The organism is Methylomonas subterranea (genome assembly GCF_024505185.1).
GTDB classification, from domain to species: Bacteria; Pseudomonadota; Gammaproteobacteria; order Methylococcales; family Methylomonadaceae; genus Methylomonas; species Methylomonas subterranea.
Genome location: NZ_JANIBJ010000001.1, coordinates 234,519 through 257,844, shown reverse-complemented (window position 1 = coordinate 257,844; position 23,326 = coordinate 234,519). Strand labels below are relative to the sequence as shown.

Here is a 23,326-nt window from a genome sequence, read left to right as displayed (position 1 = left end):
AATGATTAATTGGCAAGCAGGATATCGCGCAAGGCTGCGTCGAGATCGCCGAATTGAAATACATGGCCCTGGCTCAACAACCTGTCCGGCATCACCCGCTGACTGCCCAGCAGCAGGGCGGCCATTTCGCCCAGCAATAATTTCAGTAGAAACTCCGGCAGGGGCAGCAGCAAGGGCCTGTTTAACACGCCGGCCAGAGTCGCGCTGAAAACCCGATTGGTCACCGGATTGGGCGCGGTGGCATTATAAGCCCCTTGCATCTCCGGATTGTCCATCATGGCTAGCACGATGGCAATCCAGTCCCGCAGATGTATCCAGGACATCCACTGCCCGCCCCGGCCCAGTCGGCCGCCCAAGCCGAAGCGAAACGGCGGCAACATGCGTTTTAACAGCCCACCGTCCGGCCCCAAAACCAGACCGGTGCGTATCAGGCACACCCGCGTGCCGGCGGCCGCGGCCGACAGGGCCGTTTGCTCCCAGTCCGCGCATAACCGCTGGGCGAAATCGACCCGCGGCTGGCTTTGTTCGGTCAATAGCGTATCGCCGCAATCGCCGTAAAAACCGATGGCGGAACCGCTGATCAACACCTCCGGCGGCCCCTCGGAACGCTTGATCCAGTCCACCAGATCCCGAGTCAATCCGATGCGGCTCTCGCGTAACAAGCGTTTACGGGCTTCACTCCAGCGCCGGTCGAAAATGCCGGCGCCGGCCAGATTGACCACGGCCTTGAACCCGGAGGCATCGGCTAATTGATCCATGCGAGTGACGGCCCGCACCTGCGTGCCAAATTCGCGCCGAACTTTATCGGCGTCGCGGCTAAAAATCGTCACGTCGCGTTGCGCCCGCAGCAACTCGAACGTCAACGCGCTGCCCAAAAAGCCGGTACCGCCGGTAATCAATACGGGTTTATCAGTCATAAGCACCCCCAGATCAAATGAGTAAAATGCACTCGGTCATTCGCCTTCTCCCAGCGAAATTGCCCGGCCCTTTGGCAGCATCAATTTGGCCAATTGCCGGTTTTTAAACCAGACCAACACTCTAAACCCCAGTAAAAATACAACGATGGTCAGATAAAACAAGGGCTGAAACATATTACCCTTCAATTGCCAGAAATAATGCATTACGGCGGCGGCGGCGGCGTAATAGATCAGCCTGTGCAGTTTTTTCCAGTTTTTACCCAGCCGCTTTTTGGCGGATTTGGGCGAGGTAAGCGCCAACAGCAGCACAATAATGTAAGCGATGACCCCCATCCAGATATAGGAGCTTTGCGCGATATCGATTGCAATCAAATTCCAGCTAGCGGCATGATCGACGAATAAATATCCCAATACATGCAGGGTAGCGTAAAAAAATGCATACATTCCCAGCATTTGCCGGTACTCCGCCATACCGCGCCATTTGGTCATGGTTTGCAGCGGGGTGATCGCCAGTGTAAGACACAAAAACCGCAAGGACCAATCGCCCAGCCTGATATGGATGGCCTGAATCGGATTCGAACCCAAATTATCGCCGACTATATCCCACAGCAAAACAAACAGCGGCAGTAAACAGCCGATTGAGATGACGATCCATGTGTTGTTGATACGGAACCACATCAGTAGAAATGCCGCAGGTCCATGTCGCCGTATAAAGCCGCGACTTGCTCGCCGTAACCGTTGTAAAGCTCTGTCTTGCGGCGCGGCGTAAAAAATCCGCTACCCAATCGGCGTTCGCTGTATTGGCTCCAGCGCGGGTGCGGTACGGATGGATTGACATTGGCATAAAAGCCGTACTCGGTGGGAGCAAAGCCGTGCCAGGTGGTCATCGGGGCTTTTCTTAACAATTCGATTTTGACGACGGCCTTGATGCTTTTGAAACCGTATTTCCAGGGCACCACCAGACGCACGGCGGCACCATTTTGCTTGGGCAACACATCGCCGTACATGCCGACCGCCAGTATCGTCAGAGGATGCACCGCTTCATCGATACGCAGAGCCTCCACATACGGCCAATCCAGCATCGCATCGATGCGTTGCTTGGGCATGCTGTCCGGCGCGTGAACGGCGGTGAATTTGACGAATTTGGCGCCGGACAAGGGCTTTACCTGCTTAAGCAAATCGGCCAACGGAAAACCGACCCATGGAATCACCATGGACCAACCCTCGACGCAGCGAAACCGGTAAATGTATTCTCGAGGGCTGTGCTGGCGGAGAATCTCCTCCAGGTCATAATGGCCCGGCTTTTCCACTTCGCCGCCGACTTCCAGCCGCCAGTTATCGGTTGGAAGATTTTGCGCCAATTCGGTCGAGTCTTCCTTGTTAAAGGAAAACTCATAGTAATTGGTATAGTTTTTGACCAGTTCCGGCGGTGTAAGCAGTGCCCTATCGGTGGAATATTCACTGTTCTTCAATAAAGGCCAACGCGATTGCGGACCGGTATTAGCCGAAACGGACGAAATAACATTGGGCAGCAAGGCACCGGCAATCAGGGCCTTGACGATTTTCCGCCGCTGTTGAAACACCAGCGGATCGGTGATTTCACTCGCGGGTATGGCTTTTGTTGTTTTTATGATCATGCTAAATCACCCACGGTTTGGGTTGGCGCAAACGAGGCCGGCGTGAAGTTACTTTTTACCCTTGGGTATCAGTCCCAGTAACTGTTTAAATTTACGTTCGGTTATGAAAGCCAAGGAAAATAATTGAATGAAATTTTCAGCTTCAATCAAATCCAAACCGATATTTGCCGGCACCAATTCCTTGCGGGTGCCGAATATACGGTCCCAAATCGCCAACACGATACCGTAGTTACTATCGTGTTCCACGCGCAGGGTGGAATGATGGGTGCGGTGCAGGCAAGGGGTAATAATGTAATTTGAAATTAGCTGTTCGTTGGGCACCCGAATATTGGCGTGATGGAAAAATATAAAAAACAACTCGATAATTTCAATCGACAATACCAAATAGGCATCGACCCCTATCACTATTACGAAAACGCATTTGTAAGCGATTTCCAGCAATAGATCGAATACATGAAACCTGAACCCGGTCGATACGTTAAAACTTTTATCGCTATGATGGACCTTGTGAAAGCGCCACAACCATTCGTACTTATGGCTGGCGACATGCCAAAGGTAAATGGCGAGATCGAAAAAGGCGAACGCCAGCAACCATTTCAGCGGGCCGTTTTGCATGCCGCCCAGCAAACCGATGGAAGCAAATTGCTGCGCGACCAGGAACAGCGAAGAGGCGCGTAAAATGGTCAGGATGACGTTGTTGACCAGAAAAGCCGTGGTATTGGTGACGAGGGATTCCTTGTAAACTTTCCGGCTGAATTTTCTGTACGGCCTTTGTTTTTCCAAAACCAGCAAAATCATGAAGGCCAGTATCGCCAGTCCGAATAAAGCCGCGGTGAAAGCCATATCACCTTTTCCAGCATGTTCCAAAGCTCCCATATCGCCAACCCCGTCAAGTCATAAAGCGTTTATTGTTTTTGAGCGCTCAACAATTCGGTCAAGGCCTTGATCTCATTATCGGCATCGACTTGTTGGGTAATATCGTACTGCACGCCCAGATAATAGATTACCCGCTGTTTCTTATCGAATAACGGTATAACCTTCAGGTGGTTATAAAACAAGGTGCCGTCTTTTTTATAATTGCGCAAAGTCACTTCAACACCTTCATGCTTATTCATAGCCTCGGCGATCTTAAAGCGGGCCGCTTGCTCTCTGTCGTCGCCTTGCAGAAAACGACAGTTATGGCCGACGATTTCGGCCTGGGAATAGCCGGTCAGGCGCTCAAAGGCTTTGTTGGCGTATATGATGGGCGCGTCTTCCAAATCCGGGTCGGCCAATGTAACGCCATTAACGCATTCGTCCAGGATAGCGGACAATACCTGAGGGATTATTCCCGAATCTTTATCGACAATAAAATTCATGCGCTCACTCCAAATCAGTCAGTTTTTTAATTATTAATTGCATTCGGCGGAAATCAGGTTTTTTATATTTTCCACGGTATTCTCGGCTCCATCTTCGATGGCATACCGAATCAGCTTTTCAAATGGCCGCATGAAAACCTCCAATTCCAATAACTCAAATCTAAAGGTCAAGCGGGTAGGTTTTTTTTGCTCCAAGGTATTTAAAATATAACTATGTTTATAGGGCTGATCCAAACCGCTTAAAATCAATTTATTGTGCGGCTCGAAATCCGTAATGGTAAAGGTGGATTCGATTTCCGTATCGTTATCCCTGCGAACCTGTTTGGCTTTGGCGCCAACAAATACCTTGGTGCCGTCCAACGGCTCAAACTTCACCACCTCAACCGCCCATTTCGGGTAGTTGGTAAAAAACCGCTCCCCGACAAAGTTAAAAACTTGATCAACCGGTTTATCTATTTCGACAGATGCTTCGCCAACCACGGGCTTGCTTGAATCGAACGGCAACTTGAAATGCATGAAATCCCCCTGGATAAAACCGAAGAAAGACCGGAGCCCTTATCCGGAAAAGCATGTTTTACTGATCGGCTTTTTGCCTGAATACGCCGACTCCGCCATATAAGATATGGGACATACCGGCATATAAAAACAAGCGTTGATAATTTTCATCGATTTTGAGCTGATTTACCGAACCATAATATTCCAACGATATGGTCAGTAGCAGTAAAAATGCGCCGAGAGCCGTAATTGCCGTGAAATTATTGCTTATTTGATGAAAGCCGTATACCGCTACCTGCACCAAACACAGATATATCAAAACCAAACGTAAATTATTCGCCAAAGGCCCGTACAAATCGCTGGTATTTTCAAAGAAGAATTCGCTGCCGGTCAAAGACAATATACTGGCCAGCAAAATCAACATGACCGAGGCGTTAAAGTTAACCTGCAGGACAATCTGAATAATATTTAACGACGTACAAGATAAAGAGCGGGTATTCATACTTGATACCTCTTATTTTTAAAAAGATACCCTCCCGGAGTACAGCATTGGGAGGGCACATAGAGGAGGACGGTTATGAGGACATGACGGGTTGTTGCGTAAGGTCGGCGGATTGGCCGTCATCAGCCTCGCATTCGGTTTCGGTTTCCAGCACTATCGGCTCGGGTTGCGGCTCGGGCGGCGCAATGGTTTTGCCTTGCATCAATTCATCGATCTGATATTTATCGATGGTTTCCCAATCCAGCAGCGCATGCGCCATGTTGTGCAGAATTTCAATGTTATCCTTCAAAATGGTTTCAGCACGGTTGTAATTGCTGTCGATCACCGCACGAATCTCATCGTCTATGGTTTGCGCCATTTTTTCCGACATCGGTTTGGCTTGAGGCCCCATGTAACCGCCCTCGCTATCGCCGTAATCCATGGGTCCGAGCTTGTCGGAAAGCCCCCACTTGGTGACCATGTTTCTGGCCAGTTGGGTGGCGCGCATGATGTCGTTGGAGGCACCGGTGGTGACCTTGTTCTTGCCGTAAATCAAGGCTTCCGCCACCCGGCCGCCGAACAGACTGGCAATCTGGCTTTCCAATTTGTCCTTGCTGGCGCTGTATTGGTCGCGCTCCGGCAGGAACATGGTGATACCCAGCGCACCGCCGCGCGGCATGATGCTGACTTTATAAACCGGGTCATGTTCGGGCACCATGCGACCGACAATAGCGTGTCCCGCTTCGTGGTAAGCCGTCATCAGCAGGTCGTCCTTGCTCATGATCATGGTGCGTTTTTCGGCGCCCATGATCATTTTGTCGCGGGCTTTATCCAGATCGTTCATGGTGACCACGCGTTTATTGTTGCGGGCGGCAAACAACGCGCCTTCATTGATCAAATTGGCCAACTCGGCGCCGGAGAATCCCGGCGTGCCGCGGGCGAGGTCATTGATATTGACGTCGTCGGCCAGGGGTACCCGGTCCGCGTGCACTTTCAGAATTTGCTCGCGGCCCTTGATGTCGGGCAAGCCTACCTGTACCTGCCGATCGAAACGACCGGGACGCAGCAAGGCTTTGTCCAGAATGTCGGAGCGGTTGGTGGCGGCGATGACGATGATGCCTTCGCTGCCGCTGAATCCGTCCATTTCCACCAATAATTGGTTGAGGGTTTGCTCGCGCTCTTCGTTGCCGCCGCCCATGCCGGCACCGCCCCGCTGTCTACCGACAGCATCGATCTCGTCGATAAAAATGATGCAGGGCGCGCGTTTTTTGGCTTCGGTGAACATATCCCTTACCCTGGACGCACCCACGCCGACGAACATTTCCACGAAATCCGAGCCGGAGATGGAGAAGAACGGCACGCCCGCCTCGCCGGCAATGGCCTTGGCCAGCAGGGTTTTACCGGTACCGGGAGGCCCCACCATCAACACGCCGCGGGGGATTTTGCCGCCCAAGGCTTCGTACTTGCCGGGGTCTTTCAGAAAGTCCACCATCTCGACCACGTCCTGTTTGGCCTCTTCGCAGCCCGCCACATCCTTGAAGCGTATCTTGACCTGGTTCTCTTCCATCAGTTTGGCGCGGCTTTTACCGAAGCCCATTTGGCCGTCGCGCCCGCCCGCCATCTGAGATTGCTTGCGCATGAAATACACCAGCACCGCAATCAACAACAAGGTAGGCGCCCAGGAAATGAAAATATTCATCAGGGTGCTGGGTGGCTGAGGTTTTTCCACCTTGATCTTGACGCCGTATTCCAGCAATTCGTCGATCATGCGCATGTCGTTGGGGTTATAGGTGGAAAAACGGGTACCGTTGACGCGTTTGCCGTCCACATAATTGCCGTCGACCACCACTTCGGTCACCACTTTGTTCCGCACATCCTCGATAAAATCGGAATAAGAGATCTCGTAATGCGGATCGTATTGCGGCATGTTTCGATTGAATATCGAAGACACCACGATACCGATGGCGGCGACGATGACGACAAAGAATAAAATTTTCTTCATGACTGGGTTCTCCCGACTCATTTCTCGCTGGAGAAGTATTTGAAAAAGTCCGAATTCGGCTTTAACACCAAGGTGTCCTGGGTATTTTCAAACGAGGCCTGATAAGCCTGCAGGCTGCGGTAAAAGGCATAAAATTCAGGGTTTTTGCCGAAACTTTTCGCGTATATCTCGGCCGATTCGGCATCGCCGCGGCCGCGCAGGTTTTCCGCTTCACGCTGGGCATTGGCGACGATGACCTGCTTTTGCTTGTCGGCTTCCGCGCTGATCAATTCCGCGCTTTCCGCGCCTTGCGATCTGAACTCGCGCGCCACCCGTTCGCGTTCCGCCCGCATGCGCTGAAATACCGAACTGCTGACTTCCTGCGGCAGGTCTATGCGTTTAATCCGGATGTCGATCAGTTCGATACCGAATTTTTGCGCCGCCGGCGACAGTTTTTCCAACAAGGTGTCGCGTAATTCGCTGCGGTCTTCCGAAATCAACTGCTTGATGGTGCGCACGCCGAATTCGCTACGCATCGCATCCTTCATGATTTGATCGAGGCGTAGATTGGCTTGAAACTCATCGCCACCGACCGTGGTGTAAAAAAGACCCACATCACCGATTCGCCACTTGACGAACGAGTCAACAATAACGTTCTTCTTTTCGGAGGTAAGAAAACGCTCGGATTTGGCATCCAAGGTCAGCACGCGCGCATCAAACGTACTGACATTATTGATGATGGGGGTCTTAAAATGGAGTCCGGGGCTTAAGTCGGAGGTGACGATTTCGCCCAGACGAAACAGAATGGCTTTTTCATGTTGATTGACATGAAAGACCGACATGGAGGCCAGGCCCAGAAAAGCCAGACTGACCGGAAAAATGACTTGTGCTTTGTTCATTATTTGCTCCTGCTTGGGCGTAATTCATTGCCGGACGTATTGCGCGCGCCGTTTTTATCTGTACTTTGGCGCTCAACCTTCAATTCGGGTTCGCCGACCGTCGAACCCGCCGGGGCTTGCTGAGCCGTCATTTGCTGCAAGGGCATGTAAAGCGCGGGCGGCTGATCGGTATCCACCACGATTTTGTTGGTGGAGCCGTAGAGTTTTTCCTTGGCTTCCAGATACAGACGCTTGCGCGTGATGGCCGGGCTTTTTTCGTATTCCACCAGCAATTGATCGAAACGTTCGGTTTCGCCCTTGGCTTTCGCCACCTTGCCCGCCGCGTAGGCTTCCGCTTCCTGCAGGATACGGGCGGCGGCACCGCGAGCCTTCGGAATGATTTCGTTGCTGTAGGCTTCCGCTTCGTTGATCAGGCGTTGTTTGTCTTCGCGGGCCCGGATAGCATCTTCAAAGGCGCCCTGCACTTCTTCCGGCGGCTGGGCATCCTGCAGATTGACGCTGGCTATCACAATACCGGCCTTGTAAGCGTCCATGGCTTCCTGGATTTCTGTTTTGATTTCCGCCACGATCTGACTGCGGCCCTCGGTCAACACGAAGTCCATGTTGTTACGGCCTATCACTCCGCGCAACACGCTTTCGGTCAGCTGCTTCAAGGTATGTTCGTTGCTTTTGACGTTGAACAGATAGTCGCTGGCGCTGTTGATTTGGTATTGCACCGCCAAACGGACCGCAATGATGTTTTCGTCGCTGGTCAGCATCAAGGATTCCTGCGGAATCACCGACGCCTTGCTGACGCGGGCCGCGTCGCTATAACCCACTTCGATGAAACGTTGTTGTTCCACATTGACCACGCTGACCGTTTCAATCGGCATCGGAATATGCCAATGTGGCCCCGGCAGGGTGGTTTCCGTATAGGCGCCGAAACGAGTGACCACGCCTCGGTTACCTTGATCGATAATGTAAATGCCGCTGATCAGCCAGCCCAATACCAGGGAACCGCCCAGCACGCCGGCGATTTTGGAAAGGGAAAACAGCTGTTCATGTTCGTGGTAAAAACCCAGCGTCTTGTCGGAAATCGCTTTCCATTGTTTTTCAAACTCCATTTTCCAATCCGGTGGCGGCGTTTGTTTATCGGCGTTGTGGTTTTCTGAAGACATAGTCACTCCTCTTGTTACGTGTTTAGCCCGAACTCGGCTTTCATTGTTATTGTTTACAGACACTCAGCGCATCCACCGCAATTATGGATACAAAACACCAATACAGAGTATTTAAGTGTCTTTTGGTTCCAAAAACAGCATAAGGTCAAATCCGAATTGTTGTTTTAATTTTTGCAACGCTTCATTTTGAATTTGCCTGACCCGTTCCCGTGTCACTTGTAACTGATCCGCAACAGCTTGCAAAGTCATTTCGGTATGATTTTTCAAACCGAAGCGCATGGACAAAATCACGGCCTGTTTTTCCGGCAAGGTGGCCACGGCCCTATCCATGTAACTGACCAGATCGGTATCTATCAAATCCTGCAAAGGCAGGTTGAATTGTTGTTGCTGCATTTTTTCCATCAGCGACATCGCATCGTCTTCTTCACTACCGCCGCCGTCCTGCATATAGGTGGATTGGTAATAGCTGCTGATGGTCTTGATCTCCTGTTCGGACAAATCGCAACTGGCTTTCAGCTCGGCAAATGTCGGCCAACGCTCATGCAGTAGATAGGTGTTGCGCATCACCTCGAATATCGGCGAGGATTTTTCCGCCAGCGCAACGGGCAGTGGCACCACCTTATCCTGCTTGACGATCAGTCTCGAAATGGCTTGCCTGATCCAATAGACGGCATAGGTTGAAAAGCAGTTGCCGCGCGCGGAATCGAAACGGTCCACGGCCTTGATCAAACCCACCATGCCTTCCTGCATCAAATCTTCGAAGCTTAACGACACGGTTTTATATTTGTGCGCCACAAAAGCCACCAAGCCGGTATTGCTGGCAATCATCTCCTGACGCAGGGATTTGAGCTGATATCTCGAAGCCTGCAGGCGGGCTTTATAGCTCGGTTCCAATTCCCCTCGCAGCCCCAGTTTGTTTTCCACCACTTCGCTCACTTCGATCAAATAAATGGACAGGAAGTCCAAGCCGCGCAAAATCCGCAAGGCCAGCGGCGAAATCCGCAAGCGTTCACGCGGGATATCACCTAAAACCTGTACAAAACGATAATCCTGTACAACATTGTATGTGCCGGTTAACCTGTCTTCGTCCAGCAAGCGCTCGCGGATTGGCTCCTGGTCGCCGAATTCGCCCATGAAGCGCTGCAGGGAGGCCTTGTAGTCTTCGGTGTTTTTGACCAGCACGATATCCGAACAATCGGTGCCTTTTTTCAGATCGGAAAGCAGCTGGCCAACGATAAGCTCGGCTACCTGCTTGTTTTCCAATAACAATTCCAATAATTGCCGCCGGGCCTTCTCCACACGGCAAGCCAGAATGACTTGTTCGGACTCGCTGGCGCAGTGGGCGGTATGGGTTACAACTTCTGCAGATGCTGACATGGTTTTTTTACCGGACTCAATATTAGGTTGGAATCGAAGATACAATGCTGTAGAATTTTTGTCAAACTTATTTTTGTACAAAACATAAACAAATGTATTCAATCAAAGCAATCACCTCAATAACCGGCCTGACTGCTGAAACCTTGCGCGCCTGGGAACGCCGCTACGCCTGCATCGAACCCAATCGCAACGAAAATGGCCGCAGATCCTACTCCCAAGCCGATCTGGAAAAGCTGAAGCTGCTGGTCGACCTGACCCGAAGCGGTCACGCCATCAGCAAAATCGCCAATCTGACCTGTGAGCAATTGCGCCATTTTCAGAATCAATCGCCCGAACAAAACGACCAACAGCAGACGAATTTGTTCAATCAGCTCATCGAAGCGCTGCGACATTACCGCATCGAGCGCTGCGAACAACTGCTTAAGCGCGCCCAACTGGCTTACGAACCCCTGGAATACGCCAGGGATATCTTGCTGCCGGCGCTGCATCTAATCGGACAGTTATGGCACGAAGAAAAGATCAACATCGCCCAGGAACACATGTTTTCCAATTGCGTAAAACGTATCGTGCTGACCATGGTGAACAATCTGCATCAACCGTCCAGACAAAACCCGAGCATGCTGTTTGCCACACCCAGCGGCGAACCGCATGAATTCGGCATTTTATTAGGCTGTCTGGTGGCGGCGGCGCAGCAATATACCTGCTACTACGTTGGGCCGGACCTACCGAGCAAGGACATCATAGATGCCAGCCGGCATTTAAAACCCACGGTGATCGTGATGGGCATGGTAAAAAACCCGCCGGAACTGCAGACCCTTGTACAAGTCGATCAATTGCTTCATTTTGCCGAAACCAGCGCCACCGCGATCTGGCTGGCCGGTGCCGGCGCCCAACATTGGCTCGGTCTGCATAAGTCGCCGCCACCCGGCTGCGAATTGATTAGCGATATCGACCAATTCCATACCAAGGCCCGGCAAAGGCAATTTTTGAGATGAGAACCTCGTGCCGAATTGCTTCCCCCTATGAAAAAGGAGGATAAAGGGGGACTTACCCCACATGAAGGTCACAAAAATTTGGACAGTGGAAAAATTGCAATACAGAATCACGCCCGATTTCACCTCATTTATAGTACTAGAGCCTATTTGGGCTCCTTGCCTAAAACCGCGCGTAACCGACGATCAACAGGGATGAGCGGATGCCACAAGCATTCGGCTTACAAATAAAACAGTTTAAGGACATGAAATAACTGGAGTGAAATAACTGAAAATAATAACTGGGGTCAGAGTAAAGTAAATTTAAGGTTACTCCGCCCCCAGTTATTTACGGGCTGAAAATCGGGTCGACAGTAAATAATTTTATAAGTCAGTAGTTCTACTTTGTCACATTTCATTCCAGAGCCACTTGCGCTGGATTATGCGGTGCGGATGATAGAAGCGGTATTACCGAAGGGTAAAGCAACCGAATACGCAAAAGCGCTCAATAATTAATCACCTCGTTATCGGCAAAGTTATCCCCGCCTCGAAAGAATAAAATAGCGGAAAAACTGGAAGCACTTCACAAAATTGTAGACACCGGGAAAGTTCAACGGCAAAATCACGACCCATGTCACCGTATAACTGGAGTTAGAGACAAATTACCTGACTTCTCGACTCAAATCCACGCGTAACCGGCAATAGCAGGGATGATCGAATCCCGCAAACAATCTCCGGCTGGCAAACAAAACTTAATACGGACGTTGAACGCAAAGCGGAAAAAATAGCCACGATACGATGCGCCAAATAGGATGTGCCGACGCAAGGAGGCGCATCAATCGCGTAACCAAAATCCATGACCGAATATAACGCGATAAGGTGCGCTAAATAGGATGTGCCGACGTTAGGAGGCGCATCTGTCGAGTCCCAATAACACCATGACAGAATATCGTCGATTTTATATACCGAAAGCCATGTGGTTTTTCACCGTCAATCTTGCCGAGCGCAAAAACAATCATCTGTTGATTGACAAGATTGATGAATTACGAAATGCCTTTCGATATGTAAAACAACGCAAACCTTTTCATATTGATGCCATCGTTATATTACCGGATCATTTGCATTGTATTTGGACATTGCCACCCGACGACGGAAATTTCTCCGTAAGATGGAATATGTTGAAAGGACGATTTTCCAGGTCAATTGACCATGGAGAAAGAATTTCGAAAAGCCGTCAAAAACGCCGCGAGCGTGGAATCTGGCAGCGCCGATTATGGGCGCATTTGATCGAGGACCAAAACGATTACAACAAGCAAGTTGATTATATTCATTGGAATCCGGTAAAACACGGTCATGTTAAAAATGTAATCGATTGGCCTTATTCAAGCTTTCGCCGTTATGTAGAACAAGGTATTTATGAACCACGTTGGGGAAATGATGAAAAATAATAGATTGATAGTATTGAATGACTCGACCGATGCGCCTCCTAACGTCGGCACATCCTATCAGCTACCACAATTTAGCGCACCTTATCGCGTTTCATCTTGTTGGTCGGTGCCGGCGACGATTTGTTGAATGGTGGCGGCAGGCTAAAACGAAAAGGCATGGCAATTGCTGACCATAGCAAAAAAACCCAAGGCGAATACCGCCGAATGGCGGCTTAACCGGTCATCCAGCGCTTGCCGGATATTGGCAAAATGCATCAAATGCCTTGGTGCCCGCGTGAAATCACGCAAAAATCGATTGATGAAAGTCGAATATGCACGGAGAAAGGCGTTGCGGGCGATGAGTTTGTTTGAATTTAATAACGATAAATGTTTTGAATATTGCGAGGGCGAAATAATGGTAGAGCGGAAATTGATTAAATGGCGTTACTCGGTCGATGCGCCGTCTAGTGTCGGCGCATGTTATCGAGTTAACGTCGGCACATCCTATCAGCTACCACAATTTAGCGCACCTTATCGCGTTGGTACAACGATCCGGCCAACCGGGTGGAAAGCTTCGTATTCGCCGACGGCCAAACTGTCACTGCCGACACCCTGTTGACGTTGGCGATAACCCCGCAAACCAGCGGCGACGGAGACGACATTTTTGGACAATACCGAAAGTGGCGACATAACATGGCAAAAAGCAGTATAAATTTAAAAAAATTGTGGACGCAGCAAAAACTGCAAGGCAGAATCTCACGCCGTGTCAACTGATCTATAGAACTAGAACCTATTCGAGTGGTTTCTCGATTCAATCCCGCATATAACCGACCATCGACAGGGATGACCGTATGCCGCAAAGCAACCTCCAACGCGGTGTGTCCTCTACACTTCCATGCGATGCGAAGATAAAGAACCGATGGCCGGCAAGATTGGGATTCAGTCGAAATGGGTTCACCGCTATACCATTAATGACGAGTTTCAAGTTTAATTTTACTCTGACTCCAGTTATTCTAAATTTGTTCAGGAGTTGATGGAGATTTATATGAGTTTGCATAATGTGCAAGAAATAGAAATACGGCGCAATGCCTTTATGTCCAATTGGGTGCTCCGTTTATGATCGCTTTACTTTATTTTATATTTTTCATTTTTATCTATTTCCCACTATCGTTTTGGATTATTAGGAAAAGCTATTTTTTCGCAAAACGGAAATATAAACACGGTTGGGCAGGTGGGTTAATAGCGGCATTAATTATGTATAACCTGGTGTTTTGGGACTGGATTCCAGTGATATTGATTCATAATCATCTTTGCGAAACCGAAGGCGGATTTTGGGTTTTTAAAACGCCGAAACAGTGGGTAAAGGAGCATCCTGAGGTAGTGGGGCTAGATTGGAGCAAACAAAGTTGCTGTAAAACTGAATATATAAGAAATGATTATGATGATACTCAATACAGAGAAAGTTATGGAAAATATTTGTACACTGAGTTTTCGCTCAAAAGAAACATTGATTTTACAGAAACCATAAATTCTCTTCATATAAGGACTGTAGATTTTAAAACAGGTGAAGTCGTTTTTGAGGTTATAAATTTTCAAATAGCTTCTCCATATAAAATTTGGTTAGCGCCATATAGAGATGATTGTAAAAATGTAAAGCAATCTGAATACGCTCAAGAGTTAAACAATCTTATTAATCTGGTTAAAGGGGAGCTAAATGACAAATAATATTAAATTTACTTCAGATATGGCATCTTTAGCAGAAGCTAACGCGATAAGGTGCGCTAAATAGGATGTGCCGACGTTAGGAGGCGCATCTGTCGAGTCCCAATAACACCATGACAGAATATCGTCGATTTTATATACCGAAAGCCATGTGGTTTTTCACCGTCAATCTTGCCGAGCGCAAAAACAATCATCTGTTGATTGACAAGATTGATGAATTACGAAATGCCTTTCGATATGTAAAACAACGCAAACCTTTTCATATTGATGCCATCGTTATATTACCGGATCATTTGCATTGTATTTGGACATTGCCACCCGACGACGGAAATTTCTCCGTAAGATGGAATATGTTGAAAGGACGATTTTCCAGGTCAATTGACCATGGAGAAAGAATTTCGAAAAGCCGTCAAAAACGCCGCGAGCGTGGAATCTGGCAGCGCCGATTATGGGCGCATTTGATCGAAGACCAAAACGATTACAACAAGCACGTTGATTATATTCATTGGAATCCGGTAAAACACGGTCATGTTAAAAATGTAATCGATTGGCCTTATTCAAGCTTTCGCCGTTATGTAGAACAAGGTATTTATGAACCACGTTGGGGAAATGATGAAAAATAATAGATTGATAGTATTGAATGACTCGACCGATGCGCCTCCTAACGTCGGCACATCCTATCAGCTACCACAATTTAGCGCACCTTATCGCGTTAACGTCGGCAGCATCCTATCAGCGCACCTTATCGGGTTATCAGCGCACCTTAACGGGTTAGGCAGGAATTAGTGGAGATTTGAATGGCATCGGAAATACGGCGCAGTGCTCGTTGGTTATTGAGTTTTTCGGCCTTGCTAGTCACGTCGACTCTATCTCACGCCAATCCATTGGCAGATTATTGCATTACCAAACAAGGTCAAAAACCACCACCTGTTAAGTTTGAACATCCGGTTAATTCGCCTCAGCAACCGCCTGAAACGATTGAAATTGAATTTACCGTCAAAAACGATCTCTATCGGCTTCGAAGTGAGCGGAGTGATGTCACGCTTTACGACGCAGCCAACCAAACACTGGGCAAAGTCATTGCTCGGCAAAGAGACGGCGGTAGCATTGAACATTTACAACTCGTGGCGGAGGATTTATTGTGGATCAAGGGCAGCAAAATGGACTATCTGGTGCGGCTTGATTTAAAGCAATCGCCCATCCGCTTCGGGGCTTTGGAAGCCATCGATTTAACACCTAAGCCCTATTCCAAAATTGAGAAGTTTTTTTTCGCGCCAGATTACCGGTCCCACGGCCAATATAGCTGGGTCTTGAATCGCCTGTTCATTACCGGCCATCGCACCACATTGTTTGGGACGGCCGATCCGGTGGCCACAGAATGGGTCAACGGACAAGCCAAACCGTTACCGGAAGAATTGTACGATACCGAACTAGACACCGAGCTTCCGCAACTCAACGGCGTATTATTTAGGGGGCGAGGCGTTCAGGGGGATGAACTGGAAGCATACAACAAAGCTGTTTTTTACGATGGCGTCAAGGCTACGCGGTTGTTGGAGGGGTATTTGGATAAGGAGGTTAAATATCGCGGCTGGAGTGTGCATATAGCGCCAATAAGCAAGCGAGTATTTCTAAGTAATGCTAATGGCAATAAACCATTTCTAGTGGAGCTGAAAGCCAGTTCCAAAGAAATAATGTTACCAAATAATTTATCAGCAGGTTTTGGAGTATACGAGTTGCCTGAGAAAAGATGGTTGCTTTTAGCCGGTTATCAAGACCTTGCTATTGAAATAGATAATGAATGGCGATCAATTATCCATGTTACTCCACCTTCAAAAATTACCCGTATTAGTACCTCATCATTATTCACAGAAATTAACGAAATAGTTATAACTATCGATAATCAGCAAACTAAAAATGGTACCAACTATTTTTTAGTTAATTCATCGTCTAAGACAAATTGTTTTGCAACACTCGATCCCGATAAACCCATTGAACTTAAAGTCGAGTAATTAAAAACTCGTAATCCTTTTTTCGTAACTTTCAATTAACCAATTAGAGAAGGAACTAGTCCATGTCAACTGTTTACGATCCCATCAAACTCACCAAACTGGCTATTTTCGGCACCGACGATCTATCGTCTGTCGATTACAACGATTTAATTCGGCCAATCGGTGCGAAACTTGCCGATTATCCTATGGATATGCAAATCTATATGGAAATCGGCGGCGGACGCTATGCCTATCCGTCCTTATTCAAGGCTGTTGAGAAATTTTTTGATACAAGACTTACCTTAGCGGATGGTGTTTACAATTTTGTTGGTGGCATCAATGGTGGATATATAGAAAATATAGTTAGTGGGGCTAACGGCCCAGAAAATTTGGGTTTTTCCAAAGATGACCTTGATATCTCCATCCTTCAATACGGCACCGATTACATGTCGAGCAATGATTACGCCGAGCGCGCCTACATCTTTGGTGGTGGACATTTCAACATTGATTTTAGCCACGCAACGTTCGAAGTGGTCAATGGCGAAAGGACAATCAAAGGGATGACGATCAATGCCGTTCAAGAGGGTTTCGACTTTAATTCCGATACCGGTATGTCTCAATACGTCAGTGATTTTGTGTTAGGCCCGCTTTTGGATCCTTATGGCTTGGCCCGAGAAGAATTGCCTATCATCTGGGACGGTCCCGGTAAAACTTACGCCAGTTATGGACAGGCCGATTTCGATGGGCATCAATCCGAAGAGTGGATAGTTGCGGATGGGGGTAAAGGTTTAGTTCAGAAAGCTATGGCTATAGACGGAATTACTTCATTAGCGGGTCCTGAAGGACTGGCCTATTTTTTAAATCTATTAAATGACCCGGATTTGAGCTATACCAAGGATGGACGTCGGGTGATTTTCGGCACGTTAGATGACGATAGCCTTGATCCAAGTGACGAGAAAGGCCCTGGCTTGGCAAATGTGTTCAATAAATTTTTATTAGTCGGCGGTACCGGTAACGACACCATAACCGGCGGTGGCGATTCGGACAAACTATTGGGTGGCGACGACAATGACACCCTCACTGGCGGTAAAGGCAACGACTACCTGGAAGGCGGCGCGGGTAATGACGAATACGTGTTTGCAGCAGGCGACGGTATGGACACCATTTTAGACACCGACGGCCTGGGCAAAATCACCCTGGACGGCATTCAAATCATGGGTCAGACCGGCGTTGCGGCCGATCAATGGGTACAAGCCGGCAACACTTGGCAAGACCGTCAGCGCCACATCGGCTACAACCTAGTGACTCAGGCCGACGGTACGCAGGATTTGCTGATTGCCGCCACCGATAACACCTTGATCGTAAAAAATTGGCATGCCGGCGAATTGGGCGTCACGCTTGGTAGCGCTACCCAGGCCGAACCCACCATCGAACTTACCGTAAGCGGCGACTTTCAGCCCCTGGATCAAGACCCGAACGCAGACGGCATCCAGCTTGGCTACGATGCGCTGGGCAACATTTTCGTCGATGTCAACTTGCCCGACCCCGACCGCGAAGATACGCTGTACGACAGTACCGGTAACGACAAACTGGAAGGCTTTGGCGGCGATGACGTTTTGATCGCTACCCGCGGCGGCGAAAACACATTACTGGGCGGCGGGGGCGACGATAAACTGTTCGGCGGATACGGCATCGATGTACTGGATGGCGGCGCCGGGCGCGACGTGTTGTCGGGGGGCGACAACAGCGACAGACTGTATGCCGATCGGGATAATGTCGAAGCCTTGTCCGGAACCGTTCCCGAAGACCAAGTCGGCGACTTCCTGAACGGCGGCGCGGGCGACGATATTTTGATCGGCAGCGGCCGCTCCGATGCCTTGATGGGCGGCGAAGGTAACGACATTATCATGGGGGGCGCCGGTCACGACATTATTTTAGCTGATGCCAGCTATATGACCGCCGATACCGATTGGACCTGGAAAAACAGTCATCAAACCTATGCGGCCGCCGACGATAATACACCCACCTGGGGCGTAGGTATTGGCTTTAGTCCTGTAACTGGTCTGCTCGATACCGGCACCGGCGGCAACGACATTGTCTACGGTGGCGACGGCGGCGATTACGTGCTGGGTGGCCGCGGCAAGGACGTGATTTTCGGCGAAGCCGGCATGGACTTTTTGGACGGCGGCGCCGGCGACGATATTTTGTACGGCGGCGACGGCGACGATGCTCTGGAAGGCGATCTGAACGCTGCACCGGAGCTGCACGGCAACGACTACCTGGATTTGGGCAGCGGCCAAAGTCATCAATTCGCCCGAGGCGGTGGTGGTGCCGATACCATTATCGGCGGCGATACCGACGACACCATCGAAGGCGACGAACTGCGCGCCGGTTACACCGCCTATTATCACGGAGACGACATTATCGATGCCATGGGCGGCAACGACACCGTGTGGGGCGAAGGCGGCGCCGATATCATTTATGGCGGTGACGGCGACGGCGGTAACGACCTGTTGGACGGCGGCGCGGGCGCGGACTATTTGGCCGGCGGAGCCGGCGACGATATCTATCTTAATGTCGACGGCGAAGACACCATCAATGACACCGAAGGCCACAACACCATTCGATTGGCTACCGCCACCGGCTTGGGCGCGGCGGGTCTGTCGATCGCCAATTACGGACCGCAAAACCAATACCGGTGTCTGGACATTGCCCTGGACAACGGTGAAACCCTCAGACTCGAAGATGCCTTTTACGGCACCGACGCCACGCTGGTATTTGCCGACGGCAACGCAATGGATTTGGATACCTTGGTAGGCACTCGACTGAGTACCGCCTTGAACCTGCAATTGGATAACAGCGGCGGCAAACTATATGGCGGCGCGGCGGCGGATCAGCTTTTCGGTGGTACCGGCAACGACACATTGGCTGGTCACAAGGGCAATGACACCCTGCAAGGCGGACTGGGTAACGACATTTATGAATTCGCCGTCGGCGACGGCCAGGACACGATAATAGAGACTGGCGGCGCCCTGGATACGCTACGTTTCAAGGAAGGCATATCGACGGATAACATCAAACTCACCCGATATTGGGCTAGCGACGAGGATAGTCTGCGTCTCGAACTCAGCGACGTAAACGGTTTTTTGACCGGCGACTATGTCAGTGTGAAGAATTACTTTGTGGGCACCAGTGCAAACAATCGCGTCGATTACATCGAATTCGCCGACGGTACACTGTGGGAGTACGGCGACATTCAGGCCTTGATCCTAAAGCCGACGGAAGGAAACGACACGGAGTTGAGCGGATTTGCCGGCGACGACGTGATCGACGGGCTGGGTGGAAACGACTCGATCAACGGCAAGGCCGGCAACGATTGGTTAAAAGGCGGAGCCGGCGATGATGATTTGCAAGGCGGACTCGGTAACGACATTTTGGAAGGGGGCGACGGCAACGACCGCTTACTGGGTTATGGGGTTTGGCTTAACGATTCAACTGCCGTCAATAACGAAGCCGGCAATGATGTATTGGATGGCGGCGCGGGTGACGACAGACTGTTTGGCGGCAACGGCGCCGATGTTTATTTGTTCGGACGCGGCGACGGCAGCGATTATCTGTCGGATAGCCGCGAAGACGGCCGCATCGACACCTTGCGGCTTAAAGCCGGCGTACTTCCCGAGCACGTGGCGATTTACGAGCAGACTTTGGTAATTGACGGCAGCAGCACCCAGATTTACTTTGACGGCATCGAGCGTATCGAATTCGATAACGGCAATGGTTCGGTCTGGTTGGCCGACGATATTCTTGCCCATACCGAGTTCGGCAGTTTCAACGCGATGACGGGGACGCAGGGTGACGATACCTTTGTCGTCGATTATGCCGGCGACACCATAACCGAAGCGGCCGGTGGTGGCGTCGACACAGTGCTCGCCTCCCGTAGTTACGTGTTGCCGGCAAACGTCGAAAACATTACGCTGACCGGGCCGCTGAATATCAATGCGACCGGTAATTCACTGGATAATGTCCTGATCGGCAATGCCGGCAATAATGTGCTGGACGGCAAGGCGGGCAACGATACCGGCTACGGCGGTTTGGGGAACGATGTTTATAAAAACATCGAACATATCGTTGAATATGCAGACCAGGGGATCGATACCTGGGTGGTCAGAGACGGCGGCGTTTTACCCGATCACGTGGAAAATATCAGCTTATATGACGGCACAGGGTCGCACTCTATTTACAACGTCTCCGCGATCGGCAATAGCCTGAACAATGTCTTGACCAGTGGGGGCATTGGCGTGACAGGCGACATTCTGGACGGCCGAGGTGGCGCGGACACCTATATCGTCAAGGGTTGGGATAGACCGATCGTCTATATCGATAACATTGGCGATACCGTCATCGGCGCGCCTTACGAGGTACGCAGCTATATTGACTACGCACTACAAGAGCCATCGCGCTACACCAGCGACAATTCTTACATCCCGGATAGTGTGGCCAACCGCTTGGTATTACTGGGTGATACGGCCATCAATGGCCGGGGGAATGCCGTCGACAATAGCATCACCGGCAACGGCGGCGACAATGTGTTGATGGGATTGGCGGGGAATGACAATCTAAGCGGCGGCGCCGGCAACGACTATCTGGACGGCGGCAACGGCAATGACAACCTGAGCGGCGGCACGGGGAACGATACTTATATCGTGGATAGCCTGGGCGATGTGATTGTGGAATTGTACGCTCAGGGTATCGACAGCGTGGAAAGCTTCGTTAACCATACCTTGGGGGTCAATCTTGAAAATCTGACATTACGCGGCGCCACGGCGCTTGAGGCCATTGGCAACGCCCAAGACAATATTCTGACCGGTAACGACGCCAACAACACACTGCAAGGTTATGCGGGTAACGATTATCTCCATGGCGGCAACGGCGACGACGTCCTGTACGGCAATAAACCCGATGCGGCCGAATGGCACGCTCAATCAATTGACCATCAACGCCAAAGCCTCGCTGCTGAACGACGGCGTTCCGGCGCAAATGGATATCTATGTGGACGGCGTATTCAAAGCCACGTTCGCCGTCGCCAACACCGGCGCTTACGCCGCCTACAGTGTCGATCCGGCCTTGCTGGGCGCTAACGCGCGGCGGGTCGATGTGGTATTCGCCAACGATGCATTTATTGCCGGCACCCCGGCTCAGGATCGCAATCTGTACGTCGCCGGTATTAAGGTCAACGGCCAAAGCCTGGCTTCCGTTTCCACCGGCGTGCAATACGATATCGGTAACGGCGGCGCGGCGCGGGACGGCAAAAACATGCTAGGCGGCCGCGAGCTCATGTCCTGGGGCGGTGCATTGCGCTTCAGCCTGGACGGCAACGACTGGCTGGATGGCGGGGCCGGCGCGGACAGCATGAACGGCGGCTTGGGCGACGATGTGTACGTGGTCGACCATAGCGCCGATACGGTCAATGAAATCGCCGACGGCGGTTTCGATACCGTCCGTAGTCTGATCTCTTACGATTTAAGCGCCGCCGCCCATGTCGAAAACCTGATCCTGATCGGCACCGCCGCCATCGACGCCACCGGTAACAGTCTCGACAATACCTTGTTGGGCAACGCGGCGAGCAACCGCCTGGACGGCGGCTTGGGCGCCGACCGCCTGGAAGGCGGTCAAGGCGACGATGTCTATATCGTCGATCACTATGGCGACGTACCGGTGGAAAACGCCAATGCCGGCATCGACAGCGTGTTCGCCTCTATTCGGCATACCTTGGGCAATCATCTGGAGTATCTGACCCTAACCGGCACCGCCGCCATCGACGGCTTCGGCAACGGCCTCGACAATCGGCTGACCGGCAATGAAGCGGACAATGGCCTGTACGGCAATTTGGGCAATGACACATTACAGGGCGGCCGGGGCAACGATCGTTTATTCGGCGGCGACGGCAACGATAGACTTTATGGCGACTGGCTAACCGAAAGTCCAGGGTCTCCGCTATCGTCCGATCTGTTGATTATCAACGCCAAAGCCTCTTTACTGAACGACGGCGTTGCCGCGCGGATGGCGGTTTATGTGAACGGCAACTTCAAAACCTCGTTTGACGTTGCCAATACCGCTGTTTACGCCGGTTACAGTGTCGATCCGGCCTTGTTGGGCGACGGCGTGCGCCAAGTCGATGTAGTCTTTCTCAACGATGCCTATATTGCCGGCTCGCCGGCGCAGGATCGCAACCTGTATGTCAATCACATTGCGCTCAACGGCATAAACCATGTTTCCGCCTCGCCCGACGTGCAATACGACCTCGGCACGGGCTCGGCGGCCAGGGATGGCCTTAATCTGGTTACCGGCCGCGCGGCAATGGCGTGGAATGGCGCCTTGCGATTCGATCTGCAAAGCAACGACTGGCTGGACGGCGGCGCCGGCACCGACATCTTGACCGGCGGCGCGGGCAACGACACCTACATTATGGGTCGCGGCTACGGCACCGACACCGTGGTAGAAGACGATCTTACCGTCGGCAACATCGACACCGCGCAATTTTTGTCGGATATTACGGCGGAACAGATTTGGTTCCGTCGTACCGACAACGATTTGGAAGCCAGCATCATCGGTTCCGGCGATAAGTTGATTGTGCGGGATTGGTACGCCGGCTCGGCCCATCATGTCGAACAATTCAAGACCGCGGACGGGCTGACCCTGCTGGACAACGAAGTGGAAAATCTGGTCAATGCCATGGCTGCCTTTGCGCCGCCGACCGACCAGACCAGTCTGCCGCTGGATTACCAAGCCGCGTTGGCGCCGGTGTTGGCGACCTATTGGCTTTGAGCATGCCGCCGGCGGAACTCATGGGCTTCACACGGAAGCACGGTTTGAATATACGCATTTATTAGCCGCGGGCCGGAACAGACCATGGGCC

General features: G+C 50.9%; 21 protein-coding genes. 9 read left to right on the top strand and 12 right to left on the bottom strand.

Annotated features, from left to right (window positions below; all coding sequences use genetic code 11):
• Window positions 1-5: 5 nt before the first annotated feature.
• The 11 genes from NP590_RS01170 to NP590_RS01120 form a co-directional block, all read right to left on the bottom strand.
• Entirely contained in the window at window positions 6-917 is a 912-nt protein-coding gene (locus NP590_RS01170) for a TIGR01777 family oxidoreductase (protein ID WP_256600306.1), read from the bottom strand.
• A 36-nt stretch (window positions 918-953) separates the two neighbouring features.
• A complete protein-coding gene (gene msrQ, locus NP590_RS01165) occupies window positions 954-1,595 on the bottom strand; it encodes a protein-methionine-sulfoxide reductase heme-binding subunit MsrQ (RefSeq protein WP_256600305.1) in 642 nt (213 codons plus the stop codon).
• Entirely contained in the window at window positions 1,595-2,554 is a 960-nt protein-coding gene (msrP, locus tag NP590_RS01160) for a protein-methionine-sulfoxide reductase catalytic subunit MsrP (RefSeq protein ID WP_256600304.1), read from the bottom strand. The genes msrQ and msrP overlap by 1 nt, the downstream gene beginning before the upstream one ends.
• 48 nt (window positions 2,555-2,602) lie before the next feature.
• On the bottom strand, window positions 2,603-3,397 hold the full coding sequence (locus NP590_RS01155) for a sterol desaturase family protein (protein ID WP_256600303.1): 795 nt from the start codon (window positions 3,395-3,397) through the stop codon (window positions 2,603-2,605).
• A 62-nt stretch (window positions 3,398-3,459) separates the two neighbouring features.
• On the bottom strand, window positions 3,460-3,912 hold the full coding sequence (locus tag NP590_RS01150; RefSeq protein ID WP_256600302.1) for a PAS domain-containing protein: 453 nt from the start codon (window positions 3,910-3,912) through the stop codon (window positions 3,460-3,462).
• Between the two features lie 33 nt (window positions 3,913-3,945).
• Window positions 3,946-4,428 (bottom strand): SRPBCC family protein, encoded by a 483-nt coding sequence (locus NP590_RS01145; protein WP_256600301.1) that lies wholly within the window; start codon window positions 4,426-4,428, stop codon window positions 3,946-3,948.
• 58 nt (window positions 4,429-4,486) lie between these two features.
• Window positions 4,487-4,909 carry a hypothetical protein gene (locus NP590_RS01140; RefSeq protein ID WP_256600300.1) on the bottom strand — a complete coding sequence of 141 codons (423 nt, stop codon included), beginning with the start codon at window positions 4,907-4,909 and terminating at the stop codon, window positions 4,487-4,489.
• 73 nt (window positions 4,910-4,982) lie between these two features.
• A complete protein-coding gene (gene ftsH / locus NP590_RS01135) occupies window positions 4,983-6,890 on the bottom strand; it encodes an ATP-dependent zinc metalloprotease FtsH (protein WP_256600299.1) in 1,908 nt (635 codons plus the stop codon).
• A gap of 17 nt (window positions 6,891-6,907) precedes the next feature.
• Window positions 6,908-7,768: a protease modulator HflC gene (hflC, locus tag NP590_RS01130; protein WP_256600298.1), complete on the bottom strand. Its 861-nt coding sequence runs from the start codon at window positions 7,766-7,768 to the stop codon at window positions 6,908-6,910.
• Window positions 7,768-8,925, bottom strand: coding sequence for an FtsH protease activity modulator HflK (gene hflK / locus NP590_RS01125; RefSeq protein WP_256600297.1), 1,158 nt, complete (start codon window positions 8,923-8,925; stop codon window positions 7,768-7,770). Before hflK ends, hflC begins: the two co-directional genes overlap by 1 nt.
• A gap of 111 nt (window positions 8,926-9,036) precedes the next feature.
• The gene (locus tag NP590_RS01120) at window positions 9,037-10,302 is read right to left on the bottom strand and encodes a sigma-70 family RNA polymerase sigma factor (protein WP_256600296.1); all 1,266 of its coding nucleotides are present in this window, start codon (window positions 10,300-10,302) and stop codon (window positions 9,037-9,039) included.
• A 92-nt stretch (window positions 10,303-10,394) separates the two neighbouring features.
• Between NP590_RS01120 and NP590_RS01115 the strand changes: the two genes are divergently transcribed.
• The 7 genes from NP590_RS01115 to NP590_RS01090 all read left to right on the top strand — a co-directional run bounded on the left by NP590_RS01115 (window position 10,395) and on the right by NP590_RS01090 (window position 16,431).
• On the top strand, window positions 10,395-11,297 hold the full coding sequence (locus tag NP590_RS01115; RefSeq protein ID WP_256600295.1) for a MerR family transcriptional regulator: 903 nt from the start codon (window positions 10,395-10,397) through the stop codon (window positions 11,295-11,297).
• Between the two features lie 914 nt (window positions 11,298-12,211).
• Complete coding sequence (locus tag NP590_RS01110) at window positions 12,212-12,721, top strand: REP-associated tyrosine transposase (protein ID WP_256600294.1); 510 nt, start codon at window positions 12,212-12,214, stop codon at window positions 12,719-12,721.
• A gap of 163 nt (window positions 12,722-12,884) precedes the next feature.
• Window positions 12,885-13,319 (top strand): hypothetical protein, encoded by a 435-nt coding sequence (locus NP590_RS01105; RefSeq protein ID WP_256600293.1) that lies wholly within the window; start codon window positions 12,885-12,887, stop codon window positions 13,317-13,319.
• Window positions 13,265-13,474, top strand: coding sequence for a hypothetical protein (locus tag NP590_RS20535; RefSeq protein WP_371927207.1), 210 nt, complete (start codon window positions 13,265-13,267; stop codon window positions 13,472-13,474). The genes NP590_RS01105 and NP590_RS20535 overlap by 55 nt, the downstream gene beginning before the upstream one ends.
• 342 nt (window positions 13,475-13,816) lie before the next feature.
• Window positions 13,817-14,425 carry a hypothetical protein gene (locus NP590_RS01100; protein ID WP_256600292.1) on the top strand — a complete coding sequence of 203 codons (609 nt, stop codon included), beginning with the start codon at window positions 13,817-13,819 and terminating at the stop codon, window positions 14,423-14,425.
• Between the two features lie 110 nt (window positions 14,426-14,535).
• Window positions 14,536-15,045 (top strand): REP-associated tyrosine transposase, encoded by a 510-nt coding sequence (locus NP590_RS01095; protein WP_256600291.1) that lies wholly within the window; start codon window positions 14,536-14,538, stop codon window positions 15,043-15,045.
• 174 nt (window positions 15,046-15,219) lie between these two features.
• Window positions 15,220-16,431, top strand: a complete 1,212-nt coding sequence (locus tag NP590_RS01090) for a hypothetical protein (RefSeq protein ID WP_256600290.1) — start codon at window positions 15,220-15,222, stop codon at window positions 16,429-16,431.
• 281 nt (window positions 16,432-16,712) lie between these two features.
• Here NP590_RS01090 and NP590_RS01085 read toward each other — a convergent pair whose 3' ends face one another.
• A complete protein-coding gene (locus NP590_RS01085; protein ID WP_256600289.1) occupies window positions 16,713-16,991 on the bottom strand; it encodes a hypothetical protein in 279 nt (92 codons plus the stop codon).
• On the opposite strand from NP590_RS01085, the gene NP590_RS01080 reads away from it, so the two are divergent.
• A complete protein-coding gene (locus tag NP590_RS01080; protein WP_256600288.1) occupies window positions 16,971-21,548 on the top strand; it encodes a calcium-binding protein in 4,578 nt (1,525 codons plus the stop codon). The genes NP590_RS01085 and NP590_RS01080 overlap by 21 nt on opposite strands.
• Complete coding sequence (locus NP590_RS01075; protein WP_256600320.1) at window positions 21,448-23,235, top strand: carbohydrate-binding domain-containing protein; 1,788 nt, start codon at window positions 21,448-21,450, stop codon at window positions 23,233-23,235. The genes NP590_RS01080 and NP590_RS01075 overlap by 101 nt, the downstream gene beginning before the upstream one ends.
• Window positions 23,236-23,326 lie beyond the last annotated feature (91 nt).

What these genes read in the sequence shown, in the direction of transcription:
- NP590_RS01170 (WP_256600306.1), bottom strand. Translation starts at nt 917, where the DNA reads ATGACTGATAAACCCGTATTGATTACCGGCGGTACCGGCTTTTTGGGC.
- msrQ (WP_256600305.1), bottom strand. Translation starts at nt 1,595, where the DNA reads ATGTGGTTCCGTATCAACAACACATGGATCGTCATCTCAATCGGCTGT.
- msrP (WP_256600304.1), bottom strand. Translation starts at nt 2,554, where the DNA reads ATGATCATAAAAACAACAAAAGCCATACCCGCGAGTGAAATCACCGAT.
- NP590_RS01155 (WP_256600303.1), bottom strand. Translation starts at nt 3,397, where the DNA reads ATGGCTTTCACCGCGGCTTTATTCGGACTGGCGATACTGGCCTTCATG.
- NP590_RS01150 (WP_256600302.1), bottom strand. Translation starts at nt 3,912, where the DNA reads ATGAATTTTATTGTCGATAAAGATTCGGGAATAATCCCTCAGGTATTG.
- NP590_RS01145 (WP_256600301.1), bottom strand. Translation starts at nt 4,428, where the DNA reads ATGCATTTCAAGTTGCCGTTCGATTCAAGCAAGCCCGTGGTTGGCGAA.
- NP590_RS01140 (WP_256600300.1), bottom strand. Translation starts at nt 4,909, where the DNA reads ATGAATACCCGCTCTTTATCTTGTACGTCGTTAAATATTATTCAGATT.
- ftsH (WP_256600299.1), bottom strand. Translation starts at nt 6,890, where the DNA reads ATGAAGAAAATTTTATTCTTTGTCGTCATCGTCGCCGCCATCGGTATC.
- hflC (WP_256600298.1), bottom strand. Translation starts at nt 7,768, where the DNA reads ATGAACAAAGCACAAGTCATTTTTCCGGTCAGTCTGGCTTTTCTGGGC.
- hflK (WP_256600297.1), bottom strand. Translation starts at nt 8,925, where the DNA reads ATGTCTTCAGAAAACCACAACGCCGATAAACAAACGCCGCCACCGGAT.
- NP590_RS01120 (WP_256600296.1), bottom strand. Translation starts at nt 10,302, where the DNA reads ATGTCAGCATCTGCAGAAGTTGTAACCCATACCGCCCACTGCGCCAGC.
- NP590_RS01115 (WP_256600295.1), top strand. Translation starts at nt 10,395, where the DNA reads ATGTATTCAATCAAAGCAATCACCTCAATAACCGGCCTGACTGCTGAA.
- NP590_RS01110 (WP_256600294.1), top strand. Translation starts at nt 12,212, where the DNA reads ATGACAGAATATCGTCGATTTTATATACCGAAAGCCATGTGGTTTTTC.
- NP590_RS01100 (WP_256600292.1), top strand. Translation starts at nt 13,817, where the DNA reads ATGATCGCTTTACTTTATTTTATATTTTTCATTTTTATCTATTTCCCA.
- NP590_RS01095 (WP_256600291.1), top strand. Translation starts at nt 14,536, where the DNA reads ATGACAGAATATCGTCGATTTTATATACCGAAAGCCATGTGGTTTTTC.
- NP590_RS01090 (WP_256600290.1), top strand. Translation starts at nt 15,220, where the DNA reads ATGGCATCGGAAATACGGCGCAGTGCTCGTTGGTTATTGAGTTTTTCG.
- NP590_RS01080 (WP_256600288.1), top strand. Translation starts at nt 16,971, where the DNA reads ATGACGATCAATGCCGTTCAAGAGGGTTTCGACTTTAATTCCGATACC.
- NP590_RS01075 (WP_256600320.1), top strand. Translation starts at nt 21,448, where the DNA reads ATGGATATCTATGTGGACGGCGTATTCAAAGCCACGTTCGCCGTCGCC.